The sequence below is a fragment of the Brevibacillus daliensis genome (assembly GCF_021245735.1).
Taxonomy (GTDB): domain Bacteria; phylum Bacillota; class Bacilli; order Brevibacillales; family Brevibacillaceae; genus Brevibacillus_B; species Brevibacillus_B daliensis.
Genome location: NZ_JAJISB010000022.1, coordinates 12,168 through 36,402, shown reverse-complemented (window position 1 = coordinate 36,402; position 24,235 = coordinate 12,168). Strand labels below are relative to the sequence as shown.

Here is a 24,235-nt window from a genome sequence, read left to right as displayed (position 1 = left end):
ATATGTGGAAAAGGTAATCACATAATCGTTACAAAACAGACAGCACAGAGTTTGCTTTCTCTTACGTGCTGTCTGTTTTGTTCTATTTCCTATTGCTTCTTATCTTTGAAAACAAGGAACAGAACTGCTCCTATAGCTCCTACTGTCCCACAAATGATGTCCAGCATTGTATCAACCAAGCTGTTATTCTGGGAGGTAAGCCCAAAAAGCTTATCCGTTGAAAATTCGTAAACCTCCCATAAACCAGCCATCGCTATGGCAAAGAGTAGGGAGAACCAGATCATAAGAGAGCGTGGTATAGTAATCATTTGATGCTTTCTCGTAATTTTCTCAAAGATAAATTGCCCGACAAAGAAAAGAATGACCCCAGATAATAAATGCTCGATTTTGTCCAAATGTGGTATGACATCATACATATTAAATAAATTGGCAAGCAGCATGGTTATGGTAATAAACAGTAGAATGGAAAAGCGCAGGGGTGAAGATAATTCACTTTTTGTCCATGCGAGTAAACCTCGTAGTAGAAGGAGAACAATGATAATCAAAGCGGCACGAAAGCATTTTTCATACCTTCCATTCATGATGAAATAGAGAAAAGCCAAACCGGATATCACGTACAAAGCAATCTCTAGAATGGTGTTTACAGTTTGTTTTTTGATCTTTTCTGACATGTGTTTTCTCTCCTCTGATGTTCGATCAATGTATTCATGGGATAGAAATATGTATAACATCATTACATAGTTAAATAGTATCATTTCGTATATAAAATGATCCAATTAGTCAATGGTTGGGATATCAAATTACAATGGGTACCGATATGGGTTTTATTTACTGTCTCCTTCCTTAGCTGATAATATGAAACTAATACGAATTTACATTAAAAAAGTCCAAACGTTATCACTTTATTAGGATAACGTTTGGACTTTTTTATAATTATGTAGTTGCTTTATTTAGATAGCAAGTATGCCTACAAGTCTACCGAATCAGGCGGGCTATGATCTTATTGTGGATATGACACCATTTCCGTTACTAAAACGTTGTTCAATTTCTTCACGATTATACTTGTCAATCCAATCGTTGTACTGGTTATATAATGGGCGTATGGTTTCTATATTATTAGCAATGACCTCGCAACCTCTATCATCATAAATAAAAAGGATTAGATTTTTAGAGGCATTTATAAAAAATACATCTGGATAATATGCCCCATTTTTATCGCCTAATTTAGGTTTCAATGGGAAATCTTCATTACAAGTTGCTTTAATTAGTAACGAGTACCGTATATCTTGTTTGCTACACTTTAAGTAAAACTGCGAAGTGTAATATTCGTCAGCATCTTCATCATCGTTGAAAACGTATGGTAAAATCTGATGCCTTAAATGAAATCTTATATCTTTATTTTTAATAAAACGATGGTAAACCTTTATCCGATTTATTCTATGTTTATTGTCTTTTCGATTATAAACATTGGTTACAAGGAAAATCTCATCCTGTTCGGAAAAAAGGTAATTAAAAATAGACAACGCCTGACTATACACAAGATGAAACATGTTGAGATTGAGAGTATTATTATCCTTAAACTGATAGATTCCTTTAGCGAATTCAAAGTGAATGCCTATATCCCATTGATGATAAAGGCTTGGCTTCAAGATTAATCGTGGAAAAGTAGTATTTAGATATTCCCTTAATTCCATAATTCCAGAACCCCATTTTTAAAATTAATATTATATGAAAAAGAAAATGCTCACCATAGTAAAATATATATTAGAAAAAGCTTTAATTTAAGATTTTCTTAAGAAAATCTTATAAGAGAAACCATTGTTTGTTACATTCGTCTTTTTTAATGTAAATATTTATAGTAGGTAGGTTATTATAATGAGCTTTTAGGAAATAAAGGAAGAGAGTATCTTTAAAAATAGGAGAAATAGATCTAGATAGTTTATACTTATGTAAAGAAAAAATATTGAAAGAACGTAGAGAAAACAGCTAAGAATAATTGTTAGCGGAACAATTGTTTTGGTGAAAGGGGGTAGTAACAATGATTGAATGGCTTCAAAACCTTTGGAGTTTCATACAAGCTATCGATATTCATCAAGTGGAAGGTTGGTTGCAAAAGTATTCTAGTCTTGGACCATTACCTGGAATCTTGTTGCCACTGTTGGAGTCATTTTTTCCGTTTCTACCACTTATCGTATTTGTCATGGGGAATGCGGCAGCTTATGGATTATGGCTGGGGTTTTTTCTTTCGTGGATTGGAGTATGTCTAGGAGCTGTTAGCGTGTTTTGGCTTGCTCGAATGTTTGGTGGGCGGCTAGGTGATTTTATCCAGAAGAAGTTACCAGGTGGACAAAAATTTTTGCATTGGATTGAAGAAAAAGGATTCACACCTCTATTTCTGATATTTTGTCTGCCATTCATTCCTTCTTCTCTAATAGTCATTGCCTCTGGGGCTAGTAAAGTTAATTTTGGAACCTTCGTAATTTCACTCATTGCTGGTAAGTCGGTGATGGTTTTTATGATGGCGTTTATTGGTCATGATTGGCAAGGTTTTATTCAGCAACCTTGGCGAATTCTAGTTGCCTTGTTTGCTTTCGGGTTACTATGGCTAGCTGGAAAGAAACTGGAGAATCGATTTCAGCATTGATGATAGGAGGAGACTGCTTGCTACATGATAAGCAGTCTTTTTATAGCGGAAGACTCTTTTTGGAGGAACTAATTTATATAAATATTTCAAATAATTCTATTAAATGTAAATGAAGCGAAAAGTTTGAGGTATAATGGTGATAAAAATGATAAGGAGTGATTAAATGAACAACTCAAAAAAACTAACAATGTTAGTTGTGTTTTTTGGTTTTTCACTAATGCTCTTTGGTTGTAGTACTGGACAGATATCAGATCAACAAGCCAAGCAACTCATTAAGGATTATCAAAAAATCAAATATCAGATGGATGACCCAAAAGAATTTACTACACTCGATACGCAAGAAGCAACATTTGCATACATAGATAAAAGAAACGAAAAAGCAGCATCTTTTTTAACTGAAGAAGAACACTTACGATTTATTATTGATCGTAGAGCTCAATACGCAACTACTGCTGCAGATGCAAATTACAAAGTAATAGTAAAAGATGTAACTATCGAAAAAATTATAGTAGATGAAAAAAATAACAACAACTTCACCATAGATTATAGTTTTACACTGACATTCACCCCTACTTCTGAAAAAGAGGTAATAGAAGAAACACATAATGGGAAAATAGAGTTAATTAAAAACAATGGCGCCGTAAAAATTGATAATGAATCGGAGGATATCTCTGACAGCATTCTATTAAAATTACGCCCAGATTAACAGAACGGTGATAACTAATTTGCTCATTATTATTGTATTAATCTACTGAAGGAAGTAAAAAAGAGCCGGTATATTACAATAAAAAAGGCTCTTTTTTACATCTATTCCTTATTGCATTATTTACTAGTTAGGCTTCACTTACATCTGCTCTGTCCATCATTGTCATGGCATCCAGCTTGCTGATGGCATCAATAATCCCGATATGAAAACTACCACTTCCTGTATGACCAACCTTTTCATAAGAAATCTCACCAGCAAGACCCATGGAAAGAGTCCCGCCAATCGCTGCTGGTAAATAGTCAGCGGTAGTAGTAGCTCCACAGAATGCGCCAATCAAGGAAGCGCTCATACAGCCCGTCCCGGTTACATTGGCAAGCATGCTATGACCATTATTTATCGTGAACACTCTATTCCCATCCGTTACAATATCGGTTTCACCCGTAATGACAACCACGCAGTTTAGTTGATTCGCTATATTTTTAGCGATTGCAATTCCATTCTGAGAACCAGCTTGCCTATCTGATTCGGAAGCATCTACACCTTTTATAGTGGTCTCTGATCCATTGATATATCCGATTTCAGAGATATTTCCTCGTAAGACACTAATTGTAACCTGGTCCAGGATTGCCGCCACGGTCTGGTTTCGAAGCTCAGATACACCTGCACCTACTGGATCAAAAATAACCGGGATATTCAGTTCGTTTGCTTTTTTACCTGAGGCGATCATGGATTCAATTGTTCTTGTATTCAAAGTCCCAATATTGATGACAAAGGAAGAGGAAATGGAAGTAATGCTGGCTGCTTCCCCGATATCATCCGCCATAATAGGAGACGCACCGATAGCAAGAGTAATATTGGCACAGTCGTTAACGGTGACATAATTGGTAATGTGGTGGACCAATGGATTTTGGGAACGTACCTCGTCTAATAATTCTCCTACTTCAACTATTATGCTGTTATTCATGCATGTTTCCCCCTGTTGATAGTCCGTTTTTATACAGCTCATAAAAATGATGTGTCGGACCATGTCCCTTTCCAATTGGCAAGGCGTGTCTAATAGCCGTGGTCACATAATGCTTGGCTTGTTCAAGGGCGGTTTGCATATTCATTCCCAATGCCAGATTGGCGGCGATTGCAGAGGAATAGGTGCAACCTGTTCCATGTGTATTCTTGGTATGTATTCTCTCAGAGCTTACATAAAAAAACTGTTCACCATCATATAAAATATCGAGGGCGTCCCCGTCGGCATGACCACCTTTCACAAGCACGTATTTTGGACCCATCTGATAAATGAGCTTGGCTGCTTGTTCCATATCGGCAGTGGAATGTATAGGTATGCCAGCAATTTTTTCTGCTTCTGGGATATTGGGTGTAATAAGATCGGCGAGTGGAATGATTTCTTGTATCAACGTATCAATGGCATCAGGATTCATGAGAGCACATCCGTTTTTCGCATACATGACCGGATCAACTACAATATTTTGTGGTTTGTATTCTTTTAGCTTATCAGCAACGGCCTCCATGCAAGCTGGTTGAGACAGCATCCCGATTTTAACAGCATCTACCTCAATATCCTCAAAAATAGCGTCAATCTGTTTTTTTATCATGTCAGGTGTGACGTCCTGAATATCAATAACTCGACTGGTATTCTCAGCTACTACTGAAACGATGACGCTCATTCCAAAAACGCCATGAGCAGAAAATGTTTTTACATCTGCTTGTATACCTGCCCCGCCGCTACAATCAGAACCGGCAATGGTTAATGCTTTTTTCATGTTCAATCATTCCTCTCTTGGGTTCGCATAATTTGTGTATAAATGAAAAAAGGTGCTGCCGAGTATGGCAAGCACCTTTTTATCAGATACAGTAAGAGTATCTTGATTCGCTTCCCTACGACAGTGTTAACTGACAGGTTCTAAGGGTCAGGTTTAAACCTTCTCAACCAGAATTGGTCCCCCCGCTATATCAGGTATTTACTTGTGAAATAACTAAAAAAAGTGCCACCCGATTTTCAATAGGGAGGCACTCGAACTCGCTTAAAAACGAAAGAGTATCTTGATTCGCTTCCCTACAACAGTGTTAACTGACAGGTTCTAAGGGTCAGGTTTAAACCTTCTCAACCAAAAATGGTCCCCCCGCAAAAAATGGTACATGTTCTATTAATCAAAATCATAACACTATGATGAGAGGGAGATCAACTATTTCGTCTAATCTGATACATTCGCTTTGATAAAATGTGATATATTTTAATTACAGAAGGTTCAGATATATATCAAGATAGGGTAAGTCGTTTTTTATTCAGATTATATAGAAATAATAAAGGAGTGGCCCGTGTTGAATCAGTATAACTTTGATATTCCATTCAATTGTAAGAACAGCCATCATTATAAATGGGATCAGGAAGGAAAAGATGTACGTTATCCATTAGGTGTCGCAGATACTGATTATCATCCACCTCAAGAAGTGGTTGATGCTGTAGCATCGAGAGCATCAAGCGGGGTTTTTGGATATGGAATACAGCCAGCTGAATTCGCTCAGTCTATTTCTAACTGGTATCAAAAACGACACAATACAGTCGTACTACCTGAATGGACAAGTTATACTCCTGGTCTAATTGTTGCAGTGAAAATGTTTCTTGAGGCTCTTACAGATCCAGGAGATAATATCATCATTCAGCCTCCTGTTTATTTCAACTTCAAAAATATTATCACCCGTAATGAGCGGAATGTTCTCGAAAATACGCTGGTGTTAGCGGATAACAAATACCACATCGATTATGAAGATCTTGAGAAAAAGGCTGCCGATCCGAAGACCAAAATTTTGGTGTTATGTAATCCTCATAATCCAATCGGACATGCTTGGTCAAGAGAAGACCTTGAAAAGATCGCCGATATCTGTAATCAGCATCACGTTTTTGTCATTAGCGATGAAGCTCATAGTGACATTCTGTTTAACGGGCAACAGCATATCCCATTTATCACCCTGTCAGAAGAGGTGGCAATGAACTGTGCCACGATTAATTCTGGGGGAAAAACCTTTAATACAAATGGACTCTATACATCTTATGTGATCATTCCTAATGAGGAGATTCATACGATGTTTAAGCAAGTTGTTGTTAAACATCACTTTGAATTTAATATGCTAGGTGGTTTCGCTCATATTGCTGCGTATACACATGGAGCTCAATATACGGACGAGATGGTGGCATATATCTGGCAGAATGTAGGTTACCTAAGAGAATTTCTCCAAGAAAATATGCCTGAGATCACTATGATTGAACCGAATGCCACATATCTGATGTGGCTGGATATGCGGGCGTGGAACATGGATAACGATGAGTTACATTCTTTCTTTCAATCTGCTGGAGTGGCAGTTAATAGAGGAGATATGTATGGTGATGCAGGAAAAGGTTTCGTCAGAATCAATGTCGCATGCACGAAAGCTGTCTTAATGGATGCCTTGCATTTGATTCATCAAAGCTATCTGGAAAAAATCAAAGGTAAGCTACCATCCTGATCTTCCGAAGACATGGCATACAAGTTTAGTGAATAAAGAAAGAGAATGGCACACCCCCTTTGGAATGAATGGTCCTGAGAGAGTGTGCCATTTTCATAATTACTAAAACAGTTTTAAACGAGGGGGAGAAGAAGGTTTGAGGCTTCTTTTATTACAGATTCGCTACTCGAATTCTGGCTAGGTAAGTGAGAGAAATAGAGGAGTGATGTATAAATGGGGATCGTATTCAGAAATGAATTGTACGTGAAGGATATTGAAAAATCTCTACAATTCTACCAACAGATAATAGGGTTAGAGCTGTTTGGTAGAAATGAAGTATGTGGTCGGTTTAATTATGATTGCTTTTCTTTACTAGTTACTTCTGATTCAATTCTAGGAGAAAATCATTATTTTACACACACAGAAAGAAATACGAGTAGAGGTAATGGTTTTGAATTAATCATAGTTGTAGATCTACTAGAGGAAGTATATGAGCGCTGTCGAGAAAATAATTATCCGATTGAGGTTGAAATTGAAGAGTACTCGTGGGACATGAGAGGTTTTAAAATCGTAGATCCAGATGGGTATTTTATACGAATCACTTCCAAATAATTTTTTGAATAAGGACGGGAGTGACAGTAATAGTCTCACAATCCCTTTTAGCAGGAGAAGTTGTTGAAATATGCTTTTTATTTCTATATTCAGTCCCAGCATTACTTGTCCCAATAATTTTCCAATAGAAATTTTTGTGATTATTTTACAGAAGATATATTATCGAACCCAATGAAATATTAAAATAGGAGGCAATTACGCCCCCTATTCCAAATAAGCAAAAAGTACGGTAACCAAAAAAATTACCCTTGAGGGTCTTCGCAATATGGTTGCACTCCATTTGGAGAATGGACTGTGCTTAGATTAGTTACATTAAACGATGAGCTGAACAAAGTCAATGTCAAAAGAGTCAGAACAATATAATGCTTACCCATAGCTTATTCCTCCTTTAGTTGCTTTCATTAAATATATTATATACTTCTTTCAGTTTTTTCAGAATATTTAATTCTAATTCTCTATCTTTAGCGCAATAAAATGAGAATATATTATTTGAAACTTCTGCTATCTGTGGCAATGAATTAATTTTAACAAAACAATCCATAGCTATGAGACAAGTATTAATCCCCTCTTCAAAATGTCCGCTAGCAACAAGATATTTCGCTTTGTACTTATAATAATTACCTAACTCTGTGTATTTATAAGGAGTATATAATCTGACAAAAGTATTTCTTTCCTCTTGATCTAAGATTGCCTTTAGAGAAGACATGTCGTTAACTGCAACCAGCGCTTCTAGTAATTGATTAACTCGGTGCAATCGTTGGTTGTCTGTGGCTTCCTCCACCAGCTCTTTTAGTAATGGGATTGCTTTTTCATACTCTCCCATCCTTGACATAGCTATTGTACGTAAGTATTTAGCACCATTGATAATAAAACGATAACCTAGTCTCTCATACTCTTGCAAATGTTGTTCAAGCTCCAAGTAGTTATTTAAACGGAAGAAAGAGTTACAAATTGCTAGTGCGACCCTCTCTTTCTCTTCGTTTTCTGTTTCATCTTCTAACAGCCCCATCTTTCCAAGTTCAACACATTTTTCATATTTTTCAATAGCATGAGCTTGAAATGTCATTTGATATAGAAACTTCACTTTATTTTCCTTGCCTAAAAAATCTAAATAATTTAGAATTTCTTCACCTAATTTAAAAGACTCCTCTTGCAACTTTAAATCTTGGCATTTAATAATGAAAGTTTGGTATAACCCTTTCGCCATGTATAGAGGTACACCGTGTTGCCTTGAATATTTGCTAATAACGTTAGCAAGCGATAATGTAACGTCATCATTTGTAGAGACAATGACAAGATTGTATAAAGACTCTAGTTGGGTGTAAGTGTCCTCACGACAAGATTCTAGATATTTTTTTGCAATATTCTCAATTAACGAGATATTATGTGCATTAATCGCTTCTGATAAGAATTCTAGTAGGACATCTGTGCGATTTTCCACTTCGATATAACATGTAATAACTTCTTCAAATGTAATTTGCAGTGGAGTAATCAGTGCTTTTACTGTACTTAACTCTGGACGTTTTGTGTCGCCCGATTCAATCTTAAAGATGACACTCTTACTAACTCCTGCTAATCGCGCTAATTCAGACAAGCTAATGTCTACCTTGCTTCTTTTTTCTCTGATTATGTCCCCGATCGTCTTGAAGGTAAGATTTTCTATCATACTTATCCCCCTAAGTTAACACTTTCATGACCTTTTACATGCTTTGAGACAAAATTTTAAAAATACTATATGATTATTTTATATAGAATGTATATTATTGTAAATAAAAATTAACTTATTGATACATTTCTTTATTATAGAGACAAAAAAATGCAGAAGCGAAAAAGAAGGGATAAAACAAGCAGTTTTCCTTGTGTATGAATCTCATTCTGATAATATTAATAGTAGAATGCCACTCTTCGGAGTCATAACAAAAGCAGTCTATCTGGATTACAATGAAAGGAATTGCCCTTTAAAAAATGAAAATAGGAGAGTGACCAGACATGAAAATTATTCAGATCATACACCTCTTACTTTTGGCGATGCCGATGGTCGCATTCTTTTTTCAGTTAGCAGGCATCATTACTGTTACAGAGTTCTGGATTATAGCTGGTGTCATTGTAATTATTGGGGTTATTAATCAATTAGTTAAAATGAAAGTAGAAGGTAAATTGTAATAGATACATAATAACATCAGGGAGAGACAGAAAATGGCATATCTTGGACTTCTATCAACTCTAGCGTTTTTGCTATCTACCTTTGCTATGTTTAATTATAACTGGCTTTTTAAGGGGAAGTTTAAGCCTTCTAAAAAGACCTTGCTACTAATTGTGGGGATATCGATGGTTGGTTTTGTCATTGCGGCTTCTTTTAGTTAATGGACCCAACATAAGATGATCTTTTCCCTAGCAAAGCATACAGTAATAAAACTGAAACCACTAAGCTGCCTTGGTTCGAGTATTCTACAGGACTAAGGTTGTTTAGTATTGCCAAAAAGTAGAACATATGATCTTAATTTTCTCATGCCTCTGGGCCTTTTTCCTCTTTTACCACTTAGTATTAATATGAATAATAGAAATGAAATCATTTTTCTGATCATTATTTCATTATTATAAAAATATACCTTACTTACCTACATAAGAAAGGACTTTTTGCCATGGAAACCATGAAACCACCAATGGAAAAGTTATACGAAAAAGAGCTTCAAGCTCTGCAAGCAAATGATACAGGTGCAAAACCGCCCAATTGGTTGTTAGGACCAAAGTCAGTCAGAGATTTTATTTTGGGAACAGAGAAGCCATTAGAATTACATGGGGAACAAGTTACCATTAGCAAAAAATTTTATGGAGATGACGTGCTGATTGAAAGAGCAATTGTTGCATTGGCAGGGAATCGGGGGTTAATGCTGGTAGGGGAGCCGGGGACAGCGAAGACGATGCTAAGCGAGTTGTTATCAGCAGCCATTTCGGGAACGAGCACGAATACCATTCAAGGTACAGCAGGAACAACGGAGGATATGATTAAATATTCTTGGAACTATGCGATGCTACTCGATAAAGGCCCTTCCTTGGAGGCACTTGTCCCTTCTCCTTTATATACAGGGATGAAAAAAGGCATCCTGACACGGTTTGAAGAAATAACACGCTGCCCATATGAGGTGCAAGATGTTTTGATTAGTATTTTAAGCGATAAGGTGATGAACATACCTGAGTTAGAAGATGGCATTCTGTTCGCGAAACCAGGCTTTAATATTATTGCTACGGCTAACGTCCGCGATAAAGGTGTAAACGAGATGAGCAGTGCCTTGAAGCGAAGATTTAACTTCGAGACGATCTTCCCAATTAATCATGTGATAATGGAAGCGCAAATCATTGAGGCACAATCTAAAAACATCCTGCAACAGAGTGGCATTGAGATTGAAGTTGACCAGAACGTGATAGAAGTATTAGCTACAACATTTTTAGAACTACGAACAGGAGAGACAAAGGAAGGCTACAAGATTGATACACCTCAAACCGTTATGAGTACTGCCGAGGCCGTATCTGTCTATGTACAAAGTGCGATGTCTTCCTATTTTTATGATAACAAGCCAATTTCCTTAGAACGCTTAGTCCAAAACATGTTGGGGGCTGTTGCGAAGGAAAATCATAAGGATATCAATGTTCTCAATACGTATTTCTCGAAAGTGGTAAAAGAAAGGGCAAAGGAAGAGGGCCTATGGAAAGCTTATTACAACGAGAAAAAATGGATCAGATAACAGAGTTATTTCAAAAAAAGGTATGTAATCTACAAGAACAGGTTGTTTATATTCCTGTACGACACCATAGTCCCGCATGCTCCTATCATTTGCAGAAAACAATTACCAGCTACCAGCCCGAGATTATTTTGATTGAAGGACCAGAAAATAGCAATCACATCATTGAGCTTTTGGCCCATGAAGAGACCAAACCACCTGTAAGTATCTACTATTCCTACTCTACAACTGAACAAAACTATACATGCTATTATCCGATGCTTGAATATTCACCAGAATACGTTGCGTTAAAAATGGCGAGGAATCTAGGCATACCAGCCCAATTTATTGATCTAAGCTATGGAAGTCGACTGGAGTCAATTGATGAGGGGCATGACCTAAAACAAGAGAACAAAAAGAATTCCTACCACAATGAGACACTACTTGCCAGTTCCATGTTTATCACAAGACTTTGCCAAAAGATGAATTGTCGTAATTTTGATGAGTTATGGGAAAAGGTATTTGAAATTGAAGGCATTCGTAAAACCACAGAGGATTTTTTCCATGAGGTATTTGCCTACTGCTACTTGTCGAGGATGTGTTACGAATATGACACATTAGAAGCTGAGGGAAATCTCATTAGAGAAGCGCATATGAAGAAAAGAATCGCAGAGGCACGTGAAAAATATGCCAAAATTCTAGTCGTGACGGGCGGATTCCATACATATGGTTTGCTGGAAGAACGTACATCTGCTTATCAAATCAAGCCAGTCAATAGTGAGCAAGTATATCCGATGGTATATACCTTTAAGGAAGCAGATCATTTGAATGGGTATGCAAGCGGGATGCCTTATGTAAATTACTATGACACGGTTTGGAGTGCAATCCAGAAAAAAGAAGTGTCTCCCTATCACAAGAGCGCGGCCAGTTTTTTATCCCATCTGTTAAAGAGATTGCGTACAAAAGGGGAGTCAGTATCTGTTGCTGATGCGATTGAAGCGTACAGTTTGGTTCAGGGACTTTCAGTGATGCGCTCTAAGTCGGAAGGTGGCGCATACGAATTAATTGATGCGGTTACCTCTGCTTTTACCAAGGGAGAAAGAACGATTGCCACTTCTCAACCGATTGAGACATTACACGAGCTTATGATGGGCGACAGGATCGGGGAAATCGTGAAGAATGACCTGGATGTTCCGATCGTACGAGATTTTAGAGAGCAGTGTAAAAAATACAAATTTCAACTAAAGACCACTGGCAAAAACCAGAAGATCTTGGAACTCTACGCAAAGCCTATGCATCGCAAGGCAAGTCAATTTCTTCATTCCGTACAATTTCTAGGGACAGAGTTCGCTATGAAGATCGCAGGACCAGATTGGGTTATGAACAAAAATGTTAATCTCATTAGAGAAACGTGGACGTACAGCTACTCGTCTTACGTGGAAGCAAGGCTGATCGAGAACTCGATTTATGGTGGAAGTGTGAAAGAGGCTGCAATCAGCAAGATAGAAGCTGTGATAAAGGATGTACCAAATCACCATAGTCATGGTGCAGCTACATGGCTCTTGCAGGCAGTCTTGATGGGGCTAGAAGAACTAAGCATCAGCTTGTTTAATCTAGTAGAGGATTATGTGAAGCAAGATGGAAGCTTTATCTCTCTTTGTCAGACTCTTACAACATTAACAATCTTACATGATCAGAAAAGGCTCTTTGATTTGCAGGGTCCAGAGCGAGTAGAGCGATTAATAGATGAGACTTATTACCAAGCAGTAAGCAAAATTTATGGGCTTACAGAGCCTAATCCCGATCAGGTAAAAGGGATAGTAGAGAATCTGAAATTTCTTTATATGCTATCTGCGAAAAGGAAAGAAACCGCCCAAGAAGAGATATTTATCGATCAATTACGTGAACTACTTTCATTTGAAGAGTTGCATCCCATGTTAGAGGGAGCGGTGACCGCTATTCTTTGTAATCTGGATGTATTAGATCGGGAGCAGATTTCTAGTAAGGCGAAAGCTTATATCTTTGGTACTCCGGATAAAATCCTTCATACCGCTACGTATTTGCAAGGTGTTTTTTCTATAGCGCGAGATGTATTTTTGCAGGATGAAAACTTACTCACAGCTATTAATCAACTAGTCAGTACTCTCTCCTACGAGGATTTTATTCAGGTTACTCCTGAGCTACGCTTGGCTTTTACCTACTTTACACCTTTGGAAATTACTCATATTGCAGATAAAGTAGCTGCTCTCTACAACACGACGAGAGAGGAACTGCTCACATGCCAAGCCATAGATGAACGAGAAATAATACGAGCGAAAAAGCTGGATCATGCCATTAAGGAGGAGTTCGCCAGATGGAACCTCATGTAACGAAAGAAAATCTCAATCGCTGGCGACTCATCTTGGGTGAGGGCTCCAAAGAATCCCTTTCAGGTGTGAGAGGATATGAGGAAACCGATTTTACCTATTCGGAGCTAGATGATGTCTTGGGCTACCTCTACAACAGAGAGTACGGTGAGGAGCAAGGATATCGGATGGATGGTGGGCAAGGGCCCCCGCAGCTAACGGTGCCAATCTGGCTAAATAAAGTGAGAAAGCTCTTCCCGAAAAAAACCGTAGAAATTCTGGAAAAACAGGCGATTGAAAAGTATAACATGACAGAGCTACTTACAGACAAGAAAGTGCTAGAAAAGCTGGAACCCAATATGAATCTACTGAAGAATATTTTGCAATTTAAGGGATACATGAAGGGTGAAGTGGTGAAAAGCGCGAAGGAGATTGTTCGAAAAGTCGTGGATGAAATAATACAAACACTTGAAACAGAGATTCAGACTAGCATAATGGGAAAGCGAAATCGACAAAAACGCGGATACGTCAAGTCTTTGAAGAATCTCGATTACAAGAGAACAATACGCAAAAACCTGAAGAACTATGATCGGAAAAATAATAGACTCGTGATCGATGAGTTATATTTTCATAGCAATATAAGACCGTATAACAGATGGAATATCATCATTCTGGTAGATGAAAGTGGGAGTATGATGGATTCGGTAATCTACAGCTCAGTCATGGCAAGTATTTTTCATAGACTAGCTGCGATTAAAACAAATCTGGTTATTTTTGATACGAATGTTGTAGACCTGAGCAATCAGTTGGAGGACCCGGTTGACCTATTGATGAGTGTTCAGCTGGGGGGAGGCACACATATTACCAAGGCCTTGAAATATGGTAAGACTCTACTAGAGAATCCTGACAAAACTATCTTTGTCCTGGTAAGTGATCTGGAAGAAGGGTATCCGATTCATGATATGTATCGAGCTAGTAAAGAGATCATTGATACAGGATGTAAATTTCTTGTCCTGACAGCTCTTGATTTTGCAGGGAATAGCGTCTATAACAAGTCCGCTGCTAGAATGCTGACCGATATGGGAGCTGAAGTAGCAGCCATTACGCCAAATGAGTTAGCCCAGTGGATTGGAAAAGTTATGAAGTAGATCGTTAACTTATAAGCTTCACCCAAGGAGGAATTACAATGGTATTGAAAAAAAGTCAGGTTGACCCCCTCATTTCGTTATTTGCCACTAAATTTTCTCATGAGTTTCAGATTAATTCCGATCAATATGAAGAGCTCATCGATTATGTGTCCGGTGAAAGTAACAAGTATCCAGGGATTACGGTCTTTCCGAATGTGAATGCCTATGATTCACGCTCCATTTTAGAGAAAATGAAGAAAAAAGGAACGGACCAATCTTTTTACAGGGCTGCAGAAGTGCTGTTTTTTACTGGTACAAAATCCTATAATCGCAATTCCTTGATGCATACGTTGTTTGATGATTATCTAGAGACAATTGATCTCGGTGAAGATCTGAAAAATGTGGAGCAAAAAAAAGAAAGGTTTCTTGATCAGATCAAAAGTGTCAAAGAATATATGGGGGATCGTGTGCTCGAATATTATATCGACAACATCGTGGGTGGTTTTAAAGTAAACCTGCGTAATAATTACGATTCAACAGATGCGGCTGTAAAGCTCATGGTAAAACTTACTTATATTTCTGAAGTTGGCCGTAGCTTTATTGAGAAAGTAAAAGAACGTATTCATCCTTTTATGTTCAACATGATGATGAATGATGAAAATGGAGTGAAACAGGAACTAGCTATTATTACTGAAAAACTCTTTACCAGTCCAAGGGCGAGGAAAGAGAATTCCCCTTCAGTAAACTTTCTTGACCAGCAGTTCTTACATGAGAAGAGAGAACGTATTTGTCAGGAGTGTTTTCCAGATGTAAGAGTTGGTGAAAATAAAGCACTGGATCATATGGATTATCGATATTACTCGACTGTAGTTTCAGCAGCTGTTCTGTACAAGATTAATTTAACAGGAAGCAAAGAAGCCTTCTTGAAACAAGTGGATGAGATAGATCAAGCACTTCTAAAAACGCTCCAACAGCTATATGAAATCATTCCACTTGAGCTTATTTATTCGTTACTACATAACGATGGTAACAAGGAAGCTCATACGAATCAGTTACTTGATGGAATACTGCCCACCACGGAACCATATGATCTTGTTGTTCACCTCATAAGAGAATTACACAACCACCAGATTTCGTGGGACCTTTCTGATAAAAGAGTGCTTTCTGATCTCAAAAAGGCAGAAAGAGCGCTGGAGATTATCTCTGACGATTTGATCAAGGGCTATTTGTATAAAATCCTCCAGGATAATGGTGTAGATATGTCTAAACAAGACCAGTCTCTGGAAGATATCGTGATGGGCTCTCTGAAAAAACATCACCAGACACGTAACCTTTATCAATATTTGATGGATAAAATTTCCTTACAAGATGCAGTAAGCGAATCAGCAGAATCAACTTCTTCTAAAGAAAAGGGAATGAACGCCTATGCTATCAAAGAACAAATGAGTTTACTAACGTTTCTTGGCGTAGAGCATCCCATTTATAAGAAGTTTGTTACCTTTTTGACCCATTATGGTAACAGTGAAGAGAATATAAGTCTTCTAAACACGTTATATAAATCGAAATATTTTGATCCGTTTCAGGTATTAGAAAAATATGCAGATGAGAAAGAAATGAAAATCGAGCGTTTTCTACTGGAGATTCTCAATCATGAAGGAAATGCTTATTACGAAAAAAAATTAACGGATACAGCATATCAAAAAATAGTAATCGATTATTTTGATATGCTCCTGCCTCAGTATGGAAGTATTACAGTGGATTCGAGAATGATAGTCATGCAAACGATTATCAAGGAAAAAGAAGTATTGGGAAAAGAGCGTTACTATCAGGCGATTCAACAAGGTTTGAACGATACCTCTAAGAAAGTGAGCAGTATTGTCCAAGCTGAATTTTTTCAAGTAAAAGAGAAAGACTTTTATCTGGGTGTTTACCAGTCAGAGAAGAAAGCAAAGAGTAAAGAGTTAGCATTAGAGGCAATGCGAGGATTACCTGATTCTGAGACAATCTATCGAGAGTTGTTGGAGAGTGAGACGAACAAAAAGTTCAAAGCACTGCTCCAAAGCTTGTTGGAATCTGCATCATTAAGCCCTGCTGACATACATGCGAGTCTGGGGAATCTGGTTGATAAAAAGAAATTGGCACGACTGAAATGGTTGGATATCGAACATCTTCCAGTCTTGAAAGACCTAGATGGTAAAGAATTAGGCTCTGAAGTGAAAGAGTATATTATATCTCAATCTCTAGAATGTACTGCTGCTCCTAATGAAAATGTATTGCAAGTAAAAGAGTATGCAACCCCAGACTCCCTAGCTAATTTTGCAGTGGAATTCCTGAAAATGTGGATCGATAACAAAGCCCCAGCGAAAGAAAAAGGGGTGCTGTTTATCAGCACAGCTTTTGGAGACCGCCGAATTGTTGATATCCTGGGCATACAAATCAAGGAATGGGCTGAGTCAGGTCGTGGTGCTATTGCTTCAGATGCAGTAAAAGCCTTGTCCTTTATGCGGGAGCTCACAGCCTTGATCACCATTGATCAGGTGAAGCGTACAGTAAAAAATAGACAAGTGCGATCTGCGTCAGAGGAAGCTATGGAAATGGCTGCACGGAATATGAATATCACCTCAGAAGAACTGGAAGATAGACTGGTTACAATGCTTGGCTTTGATCAAACAGGCAAGCGCGTTTTTAGCTACGGGGAGAGAACTTTTACTGTAAAAGTAAACAACGAGCTACAGCTTGTCGTAACAAATGATGAGACTGGAAAAGCAGTGAAAAACCTGCCTGCACCAGCCGCAAAAGATGACGCAACTTTAGCAGAACAAGCTAAAGCGGAGTTTTCTCAGTTGAAGAAAGACTTGAAAACCATGGTAAGTATCCAGTCATTACGTTTGGAAGGTTCTCTATCCAAACAAAGACTGTGGAGCACAGCAGCATGGAAAAATCTGTTTGTTGAGAATATAATCATGCAAAAGTTCGCTATCGGTCTTATCTGGGGAGTTTTTGAGGACAGTAAGCGGGTAGAAACGTTCCGTTATCTGGATGATGGAACATGTAATACTGCCGACGAAGAAGAGTATGAATGTAACGACAATGCCAAGATTGGCTTGGTGCATCCGATTGAACTAAGCCAAGATGAGTTGGAAGCATGGAAAACACAGCTTCTGGACTACGAAATTACCCAACCGTTTGCACAGTTAGACCGCGAGCTCCACCTGCCTACGGAAGAAGAGATTGAAAAGAATGAGATCATGCGCTTACCAGATGAAGAATTTACACCTACAACCTTTGCGAAAAATATCGAAAAATACGGCTGGTATAAAGGAATAGCTCAGGATGCGGGTTTCTACCATGAGTTTTATAAAGAATATGATGGGATCATTGCGGAGCTACGTATAAGTGGAGCAAGTATCTCTTATTATGAAGGTATGGAAGATATTACACTGGAAGGCTTGGCCTTCTATGTGAACAAACAAGATCGCTATCATTACTATGACAATAATCAGGCATTGAAATTCATAGATATTTCTCCAAGAGTATTTAGTGAAACGATTTATGATGTGATGCGGGCTACGGGGAAATAAAAAAATGGCGGATTTTCAAGAACAATTTCAACTGTTTTTGTCACTTTGTACAGAAGAGTATGTAATAAAACATGCTAACAAGGGACTATACAATCGGGCAATAAAAGATATGGAAAAAGGAGTACAAGTGGTATACACGTTTCATCAGGACCATGTGGTGTGTACATTAAACGATGGAGCCGTTTGTACGCTAACGAACCATATCAACAGTTACTCCTGCAGTTGCCCATCAGATAAAATCTGTAAGCACGTGCTGATCGCAATTCTATATTACAAAGAGCATAATGAACTTGAAGTGGAGAGTAAGCAGGCAGATTATAGTTGGCTGCTTACTCAATCACTCCAAGAGATCCAAAAAAATTTTACTGGTGCACAGATTGAGGAAGTACTCTTTCGGATTTTGCATGAGGAAGAACTTGAAGTTTCAGAAGGTTCTTTTCTTACGGTGAAACTGAATGTGCAAGGAATAGAGGTTTCATTTGTAGAGGAAGCAGATTGTAGTAAAAGCATTTGCAGTTGTAGGCAAAATGAAAGCTGCATTCATAGGCTGGAGGCATTATTGCGGTATCGCATGATGCACGGTGATGAAGATTTTGACTTGTTATATCAGGCTGGTCAATCAGTGGAATATTCGAGTGAGGTTATACAAGACTGCAAGCAAATCCTTACAGAAGTCATCACTTTGGGCCTAGCAAAATTACCACAGACAATTTGCTCTCGATTAGAAGTGTTGGCAATCGCAGCACATAATGGAAACTTGCCCACATTGGAGAAGGGGTTGCGCAGCGCTAAGGGTGAACTGGAACTGTTTTTAAAACGTCATGTACGATTTTCACAAGAGGTTTTTCTGGAGAAAATAACCCAGATGTATATGAGTATTGTTGCATTGGAAAAAGAAGGATCAATAAAACAAAAGAAACAACTTATAGGTAGCTTTAAAAGTAAATATTATTTGGTTCCGCGATTACGGCTATATGCGTTGGGTGCGAATCCTTGGGAGACCCGCTCTTCGTACAGAGGTATCACCTATTACTTTTACTCGTTGGATAATCATAAAATCTATACGTTTACAGAGTCCCGCCCCGTTTATTACGACGACGCTACTTTTTCCTTCAAGGATTATTATGGGAAACAATCACCATGGGGTAAAGACATCACGATGAAAAGTTTGTCTGGAGCGCAGTTTCAGCTTAAGGGGTGCAAAGTAAATCGTGAACGACGCTTGTCTTCCAACGAAGAGACGAGGCTAGAGTTACAAGAGAGAATCCCTATTGAAGAGATTGACTTAAGTGAATATCTTGTTACCAATTGGATGGAAAAGTCAGAAGAAGATGAGATTCAGTTGTTTCAGGAAAGACGGGATAATCTTGTTATTTTAAAGGTAGCAATGATTAGTAGCGCCTCCTTCAATTCGATGACGCAGAACCTAGACTTGGTGGTGGAAGATGCTGAGCAGAACCAGCTTACATTAACAATTCCCTACAATCAGGAATGGGAGAGCAATGTGAAGTTTCTGGAGAAGAGCAAGAGGCTATTGGAGCTCCGTGATCTATATATCTTGGTCCAGAAGTACGATGGGATGAATTATCCGATCAGTATATTAAAAGAAGATACGATTAGCAATTTGAAACTCGACCTTTTGAAATAGGTAGCGCTTGGGGAAGGCTGAGCTAGACGTATAGAGGTGGAGCGTGGTGAACGAGTGGATGCTGTAAATCAATTGGTAGAGAAGATCAATGATTGGGCTGAGCGATTGTTATTGAAGGGGTTGGCGAAGCTTGATGAACGAGATATTGAAGAAATACATGGATTTATGGAAAGTGCGAAAGATCTGGATATGATGTTTTTAGTACGTATACTAGAAGGAATGGCTACAGAAGGAAGAAGGTATGTAATGGACAGCCAGACAGTGATAGATGGTGTTGTGCAGAAGTACTTCTATCTTTGTCAGTATGTTCAATTGGTGGAGGAAAAAGGTTAATATAATCGAGGAAATTATTTGGAGGATATTTAATTGGACACTCAGCTTACACAGAATCTCCTGTCCTCTTATGTTCACAATCATAGGTATTATTTAGATGTTTGGCGAAAAAAAGGACTATCATGATGGTCAAATTACATTTATAAAATGAGCACAGGTGGAATTGAAATGAAAGAAATTATAAAAGACGAGCTTGTTAAAATTGAACAATCCCACAAAGTCAAAATTTTATTTGCAGTTGAATCTGGTAGTTGAGCATGGGGCTTTCCTTCACAAGACAGTGATTACGACGTGCGCTTTGTGTATATTAGACATCCTGACTGGTATCTTTCAATTGATGACAAGAGAGATGTAATAGAAGTGCCTATTAACAATCTTCTCGATATTAATGGTTGGGACATTCGCAAAGCCCTTAAGTTATTTAGAAAATCCAATCCACCATTATTGGAATGGCTGATTTCTGAGATTGTATATTATGATGCATATGGGTTTAAGGAGGAAATGATAGAAGTAAGGCAACAGGTTTTTTCTCCGAGGGCTTCCTTGCATCATTATTTGAACATGGCTAAAGGTAACTACAGAGACTATTTACAAGATGAGTATGTAAAAATCAAGAAATATTTCTATGTTCTTCGCCCATTGTTGGCTTGTATGTGGATAGAAAAATACAATACAAATCCTCCAATCCTGTTTCAGGAAATGGTGGATGACTTATTGAGTGATACAGATATAAAGACAGAAATTTTAGAGCTTCTAAGAAGAAAAATAGCTGGAGAAGAACTAAATAATGAAAAGCGCATCAACGTGTTGAATCAGTTTATCGAGGAGAAGTTTGAATATCTCACTGAATTTGCTAAAAGTTGTGCCAGTGAAATAGATGATCCAACTGCAAGGCTCGATGAGTTATATCGTAAATACTTGAAGATGGTGTGGGATTCCGAATAAAAGAAGAATTTGATAAGAATAGTAAAGTCTATAGCAATTTTTTTGAAACAATGAATCAAGTGTTTAAGTAGATAGCGTGAGTAGCAAAGTAAACGGCTTCTATTACAATAAGGATGAAAAACCACCACACAACAGAGAAAGCTGTGAAGTAAGAGACCTCCTACAATAAGGAGGTCTTGTTTCAATTTGAGGAAGGACTAGATGCTTATTCCAATAAAAATGGACCAAACAAGCCATGCCTTTTTTCGTAAATCGAGTGCATAGAGGGAACAAAAAAATAGTAAAAGTGGAGTTTACTAATGATTTAATAGACGCCACATTAGCTTGTATTCGAAAAGCGCATGAAGTAAACCATGTAGAAATTCCTGCTCCATTACAGATTCAAAAAATGTGATTCTAATCACATGCTTCCTTTTTTGTCATGCTATACTTACGGTGTAAACAGGATCACTCGTGTAAGGAAGAACCTTGAGGACGAGAAACTGGCGAGAAACTGATGAAAAGAAATGATCGATTTAGCGAAGATACTTATGAGAATTATTTCACATGATTATTGTTTGACAATTCCCTCGATTTAGAACGTCGTGTGTGTCAAACAAGGTTCGTTCGTGAAAAGGGTTTGTGTCTCGCGAGGAGGGATAGGACTTGGCAGGTATTCGTAAAAAATTGGTGGTCATTGGTAATGGGATGGCGGGTGTAAACACACTTGAGCATGTAGGTAAGGAAGCTTCTGACCAATATGAAATTACTGTCTTTGGCAGTGAGCCATACCCAAACTACAATCGAATTATGTTGTCTTACGTATTAGAAGGAAGTAAAACCATTGATGATATTATACTTAACCCCCTCTCTTGGTATGAGGAGAATGGGATCACATTAAAAAAAGGTGTAACGGTAGAACGCATCGATACTACAAGTAAGCTGGTATATGCTACAGACGGTACGATTACAGCATATGATGCCTGTATTATCGCGACTGGTTCCAAACCGTTCATCCTACCAATTCCTGGTGTAGATAAAGAAGGTGTAGTCGGCTTCCGTGACATTTCGGACTGTGAAGCGATGCTTTCAGCAGCGAAAACCTACAAGAAAGCTGCTGTTATCGGTGGGGGATTGCTAGGACTGGAAGCTGCAAAAGGCTTGTGCCAGCTTGGTATGGAAGTAACAGTTGTTCATCTGGCTGAATATCTCATGGAACGTCAACTCGATCCGACAGCTGCACGTATGCTACAAACGGAATTAGAGCGACAAGGCTTGAAATTCTTAACCTCTACAATGACGTCGGAATTGCTTGGTGGTAACCGCGTAACAGGCTTGCGTTTTAAAGATGGCAGCGAACTTGAAGCGGATTTTGTTGTAATGGCTGCAGGAATTATTCCAAACATCGACGTTGCAAAAGCAAGTAACATTACCTGTGGACGCGGAATCGAAGTGGACGACTACATGCGTACATCTGCTCCAGGGGTTTATGCAGTTGGTGAGTGTAACCAACACCGCGGCGTATGTTATGGCCTGGTTGCTCCGCTCTACGAACAAGGCGCTATATTGGCTAAACACTTGGTAGGAACAGAGTCAGCTCCATATGAAGGCTCTGTCGTCGCGACCAAACTTAAAGTCTCCGGCGTCGATGTATTCTCTGCAGGAGAATTCATGGATCAACCAGATTTGACCATCATCCGTATGCAGGACGGCTACAAAGGCTTATACAAAAAAATCATGTTACGCAACAATGTAATTGTCGGTGGTGTATTGTTTGGTGATGTAAGTGACTCTTCTCGCTTAGATAGAATGATTCGTACACAAACCGAGATGACAGAAGAGATTTACGCTTCGTTCATGGGTACGCAAGGAAATGAATCGGGTGGTGCTAATCTAGTTGCGGAGATGTCCAATGATGAGATCGTATGCGGCTGTATGGGTGTTACCAAAGGAATGATCGTTTCTGCGATAAAAGACAAAGGCTGCATGTCTGTAGATGAGATAAAAGCCGTAACAGGTGCTTCGCGTTCTTGTGGTGGTTGTAAGCCACTGGTTGGCCAAATTCTTGAGTACCAATTGGGTGATGAATTTGATCCGGCCGCAAACAAAGCTGGGATCTGTGGATGTACTAAACTGAGTCGTGATGAGCTGGTTGCAGCGATCCAAGAAAAGGGTCTACGCACCACTAAAGAAGTAATGAACGTTCTAGATTGGGCTACTCCTGAAGGCTGCTCGAAGTGTCGTCCAGCTGTAAACTACTACCTGAACATGTTGTATCCAGGTGAATACGAGGATGAACGCGAATCTCGCTTCGTCAACGAACGTCTGCACGGAAATATTCAAAAAGATTCTACATTTACTGTCGTTCCACGTATGTATGGAGGAATGACTACTGTTGAACAACTTCGTAAAATTGCAAACGTGGCTGAAAAATACAACGCAGATATGCTGAAAGTAACCGGTGGTCAACGGATCGACATTCTCGGTATCAAAAAAGATGATTTGCCAAAAGTGTGGGAAGAACTCGATATGCCATCTGGCTTCGCTTATGCGAAATCACTGCGTACAGTTAAAACGTGTGTAGGAAAGCTACACTGCCGCTATGGTACGGTAGACTCCGTAAACACAGGGATTGCGATTGAACGTAAATTTGAGCGAATTGACTTCCCAGCGAAGTTTAAGATGGCGGTAAACGGTTGCCCGCGTAGCTGTGCGGAAGCATGCACAAAAGATATTGGTATAGTAGGAAACGATGGCGGTTGGGAAATCTACGTAGGTGGTAACGGTGGAATTAAACCACGTATGGCTGATCTATTGTGCAAAGTGAAAACGGATGAAGAACTGATGGAAGTCTGCGGTGCGTTTATGCAAATGTATCGTGAGAGTGGACAGTACGGAGAACGTACGTCTGAATGGGTAGAGCGTATCGGTCTCGAAAGTATCCAAAAAGCAGTGGTAGACGATATAGAGAACCGCAAAGGACTCATGACACGTATCGAAGCTGCACTTGCACATGTACACGAACCATGGAGTCGAGTCATCAATGATCAAGAAACTCGTCAAAAACTGTATGGAGAGCCTGTTGTAGCCGATCGCTAATT

Annotated in this window: 18 protein-coding genes, 1 pseudogene and 2 riboswitches; of the genes and pseudogenes, 14 read left to right on the top strand and 5 right to left on the bottom strand. The window is 38.7% G+C overall.

The features are described 5' to 3' along the window. Nucleotides 1-89: 89 nt before the first annotated feature. Complete coding sequence (locus LM917_RS15675) at nucleotides 90-671, bottom strand: DUF2238 domain-containing protein (RefSeq protein WP_232698478.1); 582 nt, start codon at nucleotides 669-671, stop codon at nucleotides 90-92. Between the two features lie 321 nt (nucleotides 672-992). After that, a complete protein-coding gene (locus tag LM917_RS15670; RefSeq protein ID WP_232698477.1) occupies nucleotides 993-1,694 on the bottom strand; it encodes a DUF3885 domain-containing protein in 702 nt (233 codons plus the stop codon). 344 nt (nucleotides 1,695-2,038) lie between these two features. Here LM917_RS15670 and LM917_RS15665 point away from each other — a divergent pair, with 344 nt between their 5' ends. Together LM917_RS15665 and LM917_RS15660 are read left to right on the top strand one after the other, a co-directional pair. Continuing rightward, nucleotides 2,039-2,644 carry a TVP38/TMEM64 family protein gene (locus tag LM917_RS15665; protein ID WP_232698476.1) on the top strand — a complete coding sequence of 202 codons (606 nt, stop codon included), beginning with the start codon at nucleotides 2,039-2,041 and terminating at the stop codon, nucleotides 2,642-2,644. Between the two features lie 163 nt (nucleotides 2,645-2,807). After that, nucleotides 2,808-3,350 (top strand): hypothetical protein, encoded by a 543-nt coding sequence (locus tag LM917_RS15660; RefSeq protein WP_232698475.1) that lies wholly within the window; start codon nucleotides 2,808-2,810, stop codon nucleotides 3,348-3,350. Between the two features lie 127 nt (nucleotides 3,351-3,477). On the opposite strand, the gene thiM is transcribed toward LM917_RS15660, so the two are convergent. Both thiM and thiD read right to left on the bottom strand, forming a co-directional pair. Beyond that, nucleotides 3,478-4,314: a hydroxyethylthiazole kinase gene (thiM, locus tag LM917_RS15655; RefSeq protein ID WP_232698474.1), complete on the bottom strand. Its 837-nt coding sequence runs from the start codon at nucleotides 4,312-4,314 to the stop codon at nucleotides 3,478-3,480. Next, nucleotides 4,307-5,125 (bottom strand): bifunctional hydroxymethylpyrimidine kinase/phosphomethylpyrimidine kinase, encoded by an 819-nt coding sequence (gene thiD, locus LM917_RS15650; protein WP_232698473.1) that lies wholly within the window; start codon nucleotides 5,123-5,125, stop codon nucleotides 4,307-4,309. Before thiD ends, thiM begins: the two co-directional genes overlap by 8 nt. 94 nt (nucleotides 5,126-5,219) lie before the next feature. Beyond that, a riboswitch (TPP riboswitch) is annotated at nucleotides 5,220-5,319 on the bottom strand. A gap of 78 nt (nucleotides 5,320-5,397) precedes the next feature. Next, nucleotides 5,398-5,497: riboswitch (TPP riboswitch) on the bottom strand. A gap of 187 nt (nucleotides 5,498-5,684) precedes the next feature. On the opposite strand from thiD, the gene LM917_RS15645 reads away from it, so the two are divergent. Then, entirely contained in the window at nucleotides 5,685-6,866 is a 1,182-nt protein-coding gene (locus LM917_RS15645; RefSeq protein WP_232698472.1) for a MalY/PatB family protein, read from the top strand. 213 nt (nucleotides 6,867-7,079) lie between these two features. Continuing rightward, entirely contained in the window at nucleotides 7,080-7,457 is a 378-nt protein-coding gene (locus LM917_RS15640) for a VOC family protein (RefSeq protein WP_232698471.1), read from the top strand. A gap of 388 nt (nucleotides 7,458-7,845) precedes the next feature. On the opposite strand, the gene LM917_RS15635 is transcribed toward LM917_RS15640, so the two are convergent. Further along, the gene (locus LM917_RS15635; protein WP_232698470.1) at nucleotides 7,846-9,123 is read right to left on the bottom strand and encodes a helix-turn-helix domain-containing protein; all 1,278 of its coding nucleotides are present in this window, start codon (nucleotides 9,121-9,123) and stop codon (nucleotides 7,846-7,848) included. 323 nt (nucleotides 9,124-9,446) lie between these two features. Between LM917_RS15635 and LM917_RS15630 the strand changes: the two genes are divergently transcribed. From LM917_RS15630 to nirB, 10 genes and pseudogenes are all read left to right on the top strand, one after another. Further along, nucleotides 9,447-9,620 carry a hypothetical protein gene (locus tag LM917_RS15630; RefSeq protein ID WP_232698469.1) on the top strand — a complete coding sequence of 58 codons (174 nt, stop codon included), beginning with the start codon at nucleotides 9,447-9,449 and terminating at the stop codon, nucleotides 9,618-9,620. Between the two features lie 33 nt (nucleotides 9,621-9,653). Continuing rightward, nucleotides 9,654-9,821, top strand: a complete 168-nt coding sequence (locus tag LM917_RS15625) for a hypothetical protein (RefSeq protein ID WP_232698468.1) — start codon at nucleotides 9,654-9,656, stop codon at nucleotides 9,819-9,821. Nucleotides 9,822-10,099: 278 nt separating this feature from the next. Continuing rightward, complete coding sequence (locus LM917_RS15620) at nucleotides 10,100-11,200, top strand: ATP-binding protein (protein WP_232698467.1); 1,101 nt, start codon at nucleotides 10,100-10,102, stop codon at nucleotides 11,198-11,200. Next, a complete protein-coding gene (locus tag LM917_RS15615) occupies nucleotides 11,161-13,545 on the top strand; it encodes a DUF5682 family protein (protein ID WP_232698466.1) in 2,385 nt (794 codons plus the stop codon). Before LM917_RS15620 ends, LM917_RS15615 begins: the two co-directional genes overlap by 40 nt. After that, complete coding sequence (locus LM917_RS15610) at nucleotides 13,530-14,669, top strand: VWA domain-containing protein (RefSeq protein WP_232698465.1); 1,140 nt, start codon at nucleotides 13,530-13,532, stop codon at nucleotides 14,667-14,669. The genes LM917_RS15615 and LM917_RS15610 overlap by 16 nt, the downstream gene beginning before the upstream one ends. A gap of 38 nt (nucleotides 14,670-14,707) precedes the next feature. Continuing rightward, the gene (locus LM917_RS15605; protein ID WP_232698464.1) at nucleotides 14,708-18,229 is read left to right on the top strand and encodes a DUF4132 domain-containing protein; all 3,522 of its coding nucleotides are present in this window, start codon (nucleotides 14,708-14,710) and stop codon (nucleotides 18,227-18,229) included. Nucleotides 18,230-18,233: 4 nt separating this feature from the next. Continuing rightward, complete coding sequence (locus LM917_RS15600) at nucleotides 18,234-19,877, top strand: hypothetical protein (RefSeq protein ID WP_232698463.1); 1,644 nt, start codon at nucleotides 18,234-18,236, stop codon at nucleotides 19,875-19,877. A 54-nt stretch (nucleotides 19,878-19,931) separates the two neighbouring features. Then, a complete protein-coding gene (locus tag LM917_RS15595) occupies nucleotides 19,932-20,210 on the top strand; it encodes a hypothetical protein (RefSeq protein ID WP_232698462.1) in 279 nt (92 codons plus the stop codon). Between the two features lie 168 nt (nucleotides 20,211-20,378). After that, a pseudogene (locus tag LM917_RS15590) lies at nucleotides 20,379-21,155 on the top strand (nucleotidyltransferase domain-containing protein). Nucleotides 21,156-21,800: 645 nt separating this feature from the next. Continuing rightward, nucleotides 21,801-24,233, top strand: a complete 2,433-nt coding sequence (gene nirB, locus LM917_RS15585) for a nitrite reductase large subunit NirB (RefSeq protein ID WP_255668341.1) — start codon at nucleotides 21,801-21,803, stop codon at nucleotides 24,231-24,233. Nucleotides 24,234-24,235 lie beyond the last annotated feature (2 nt).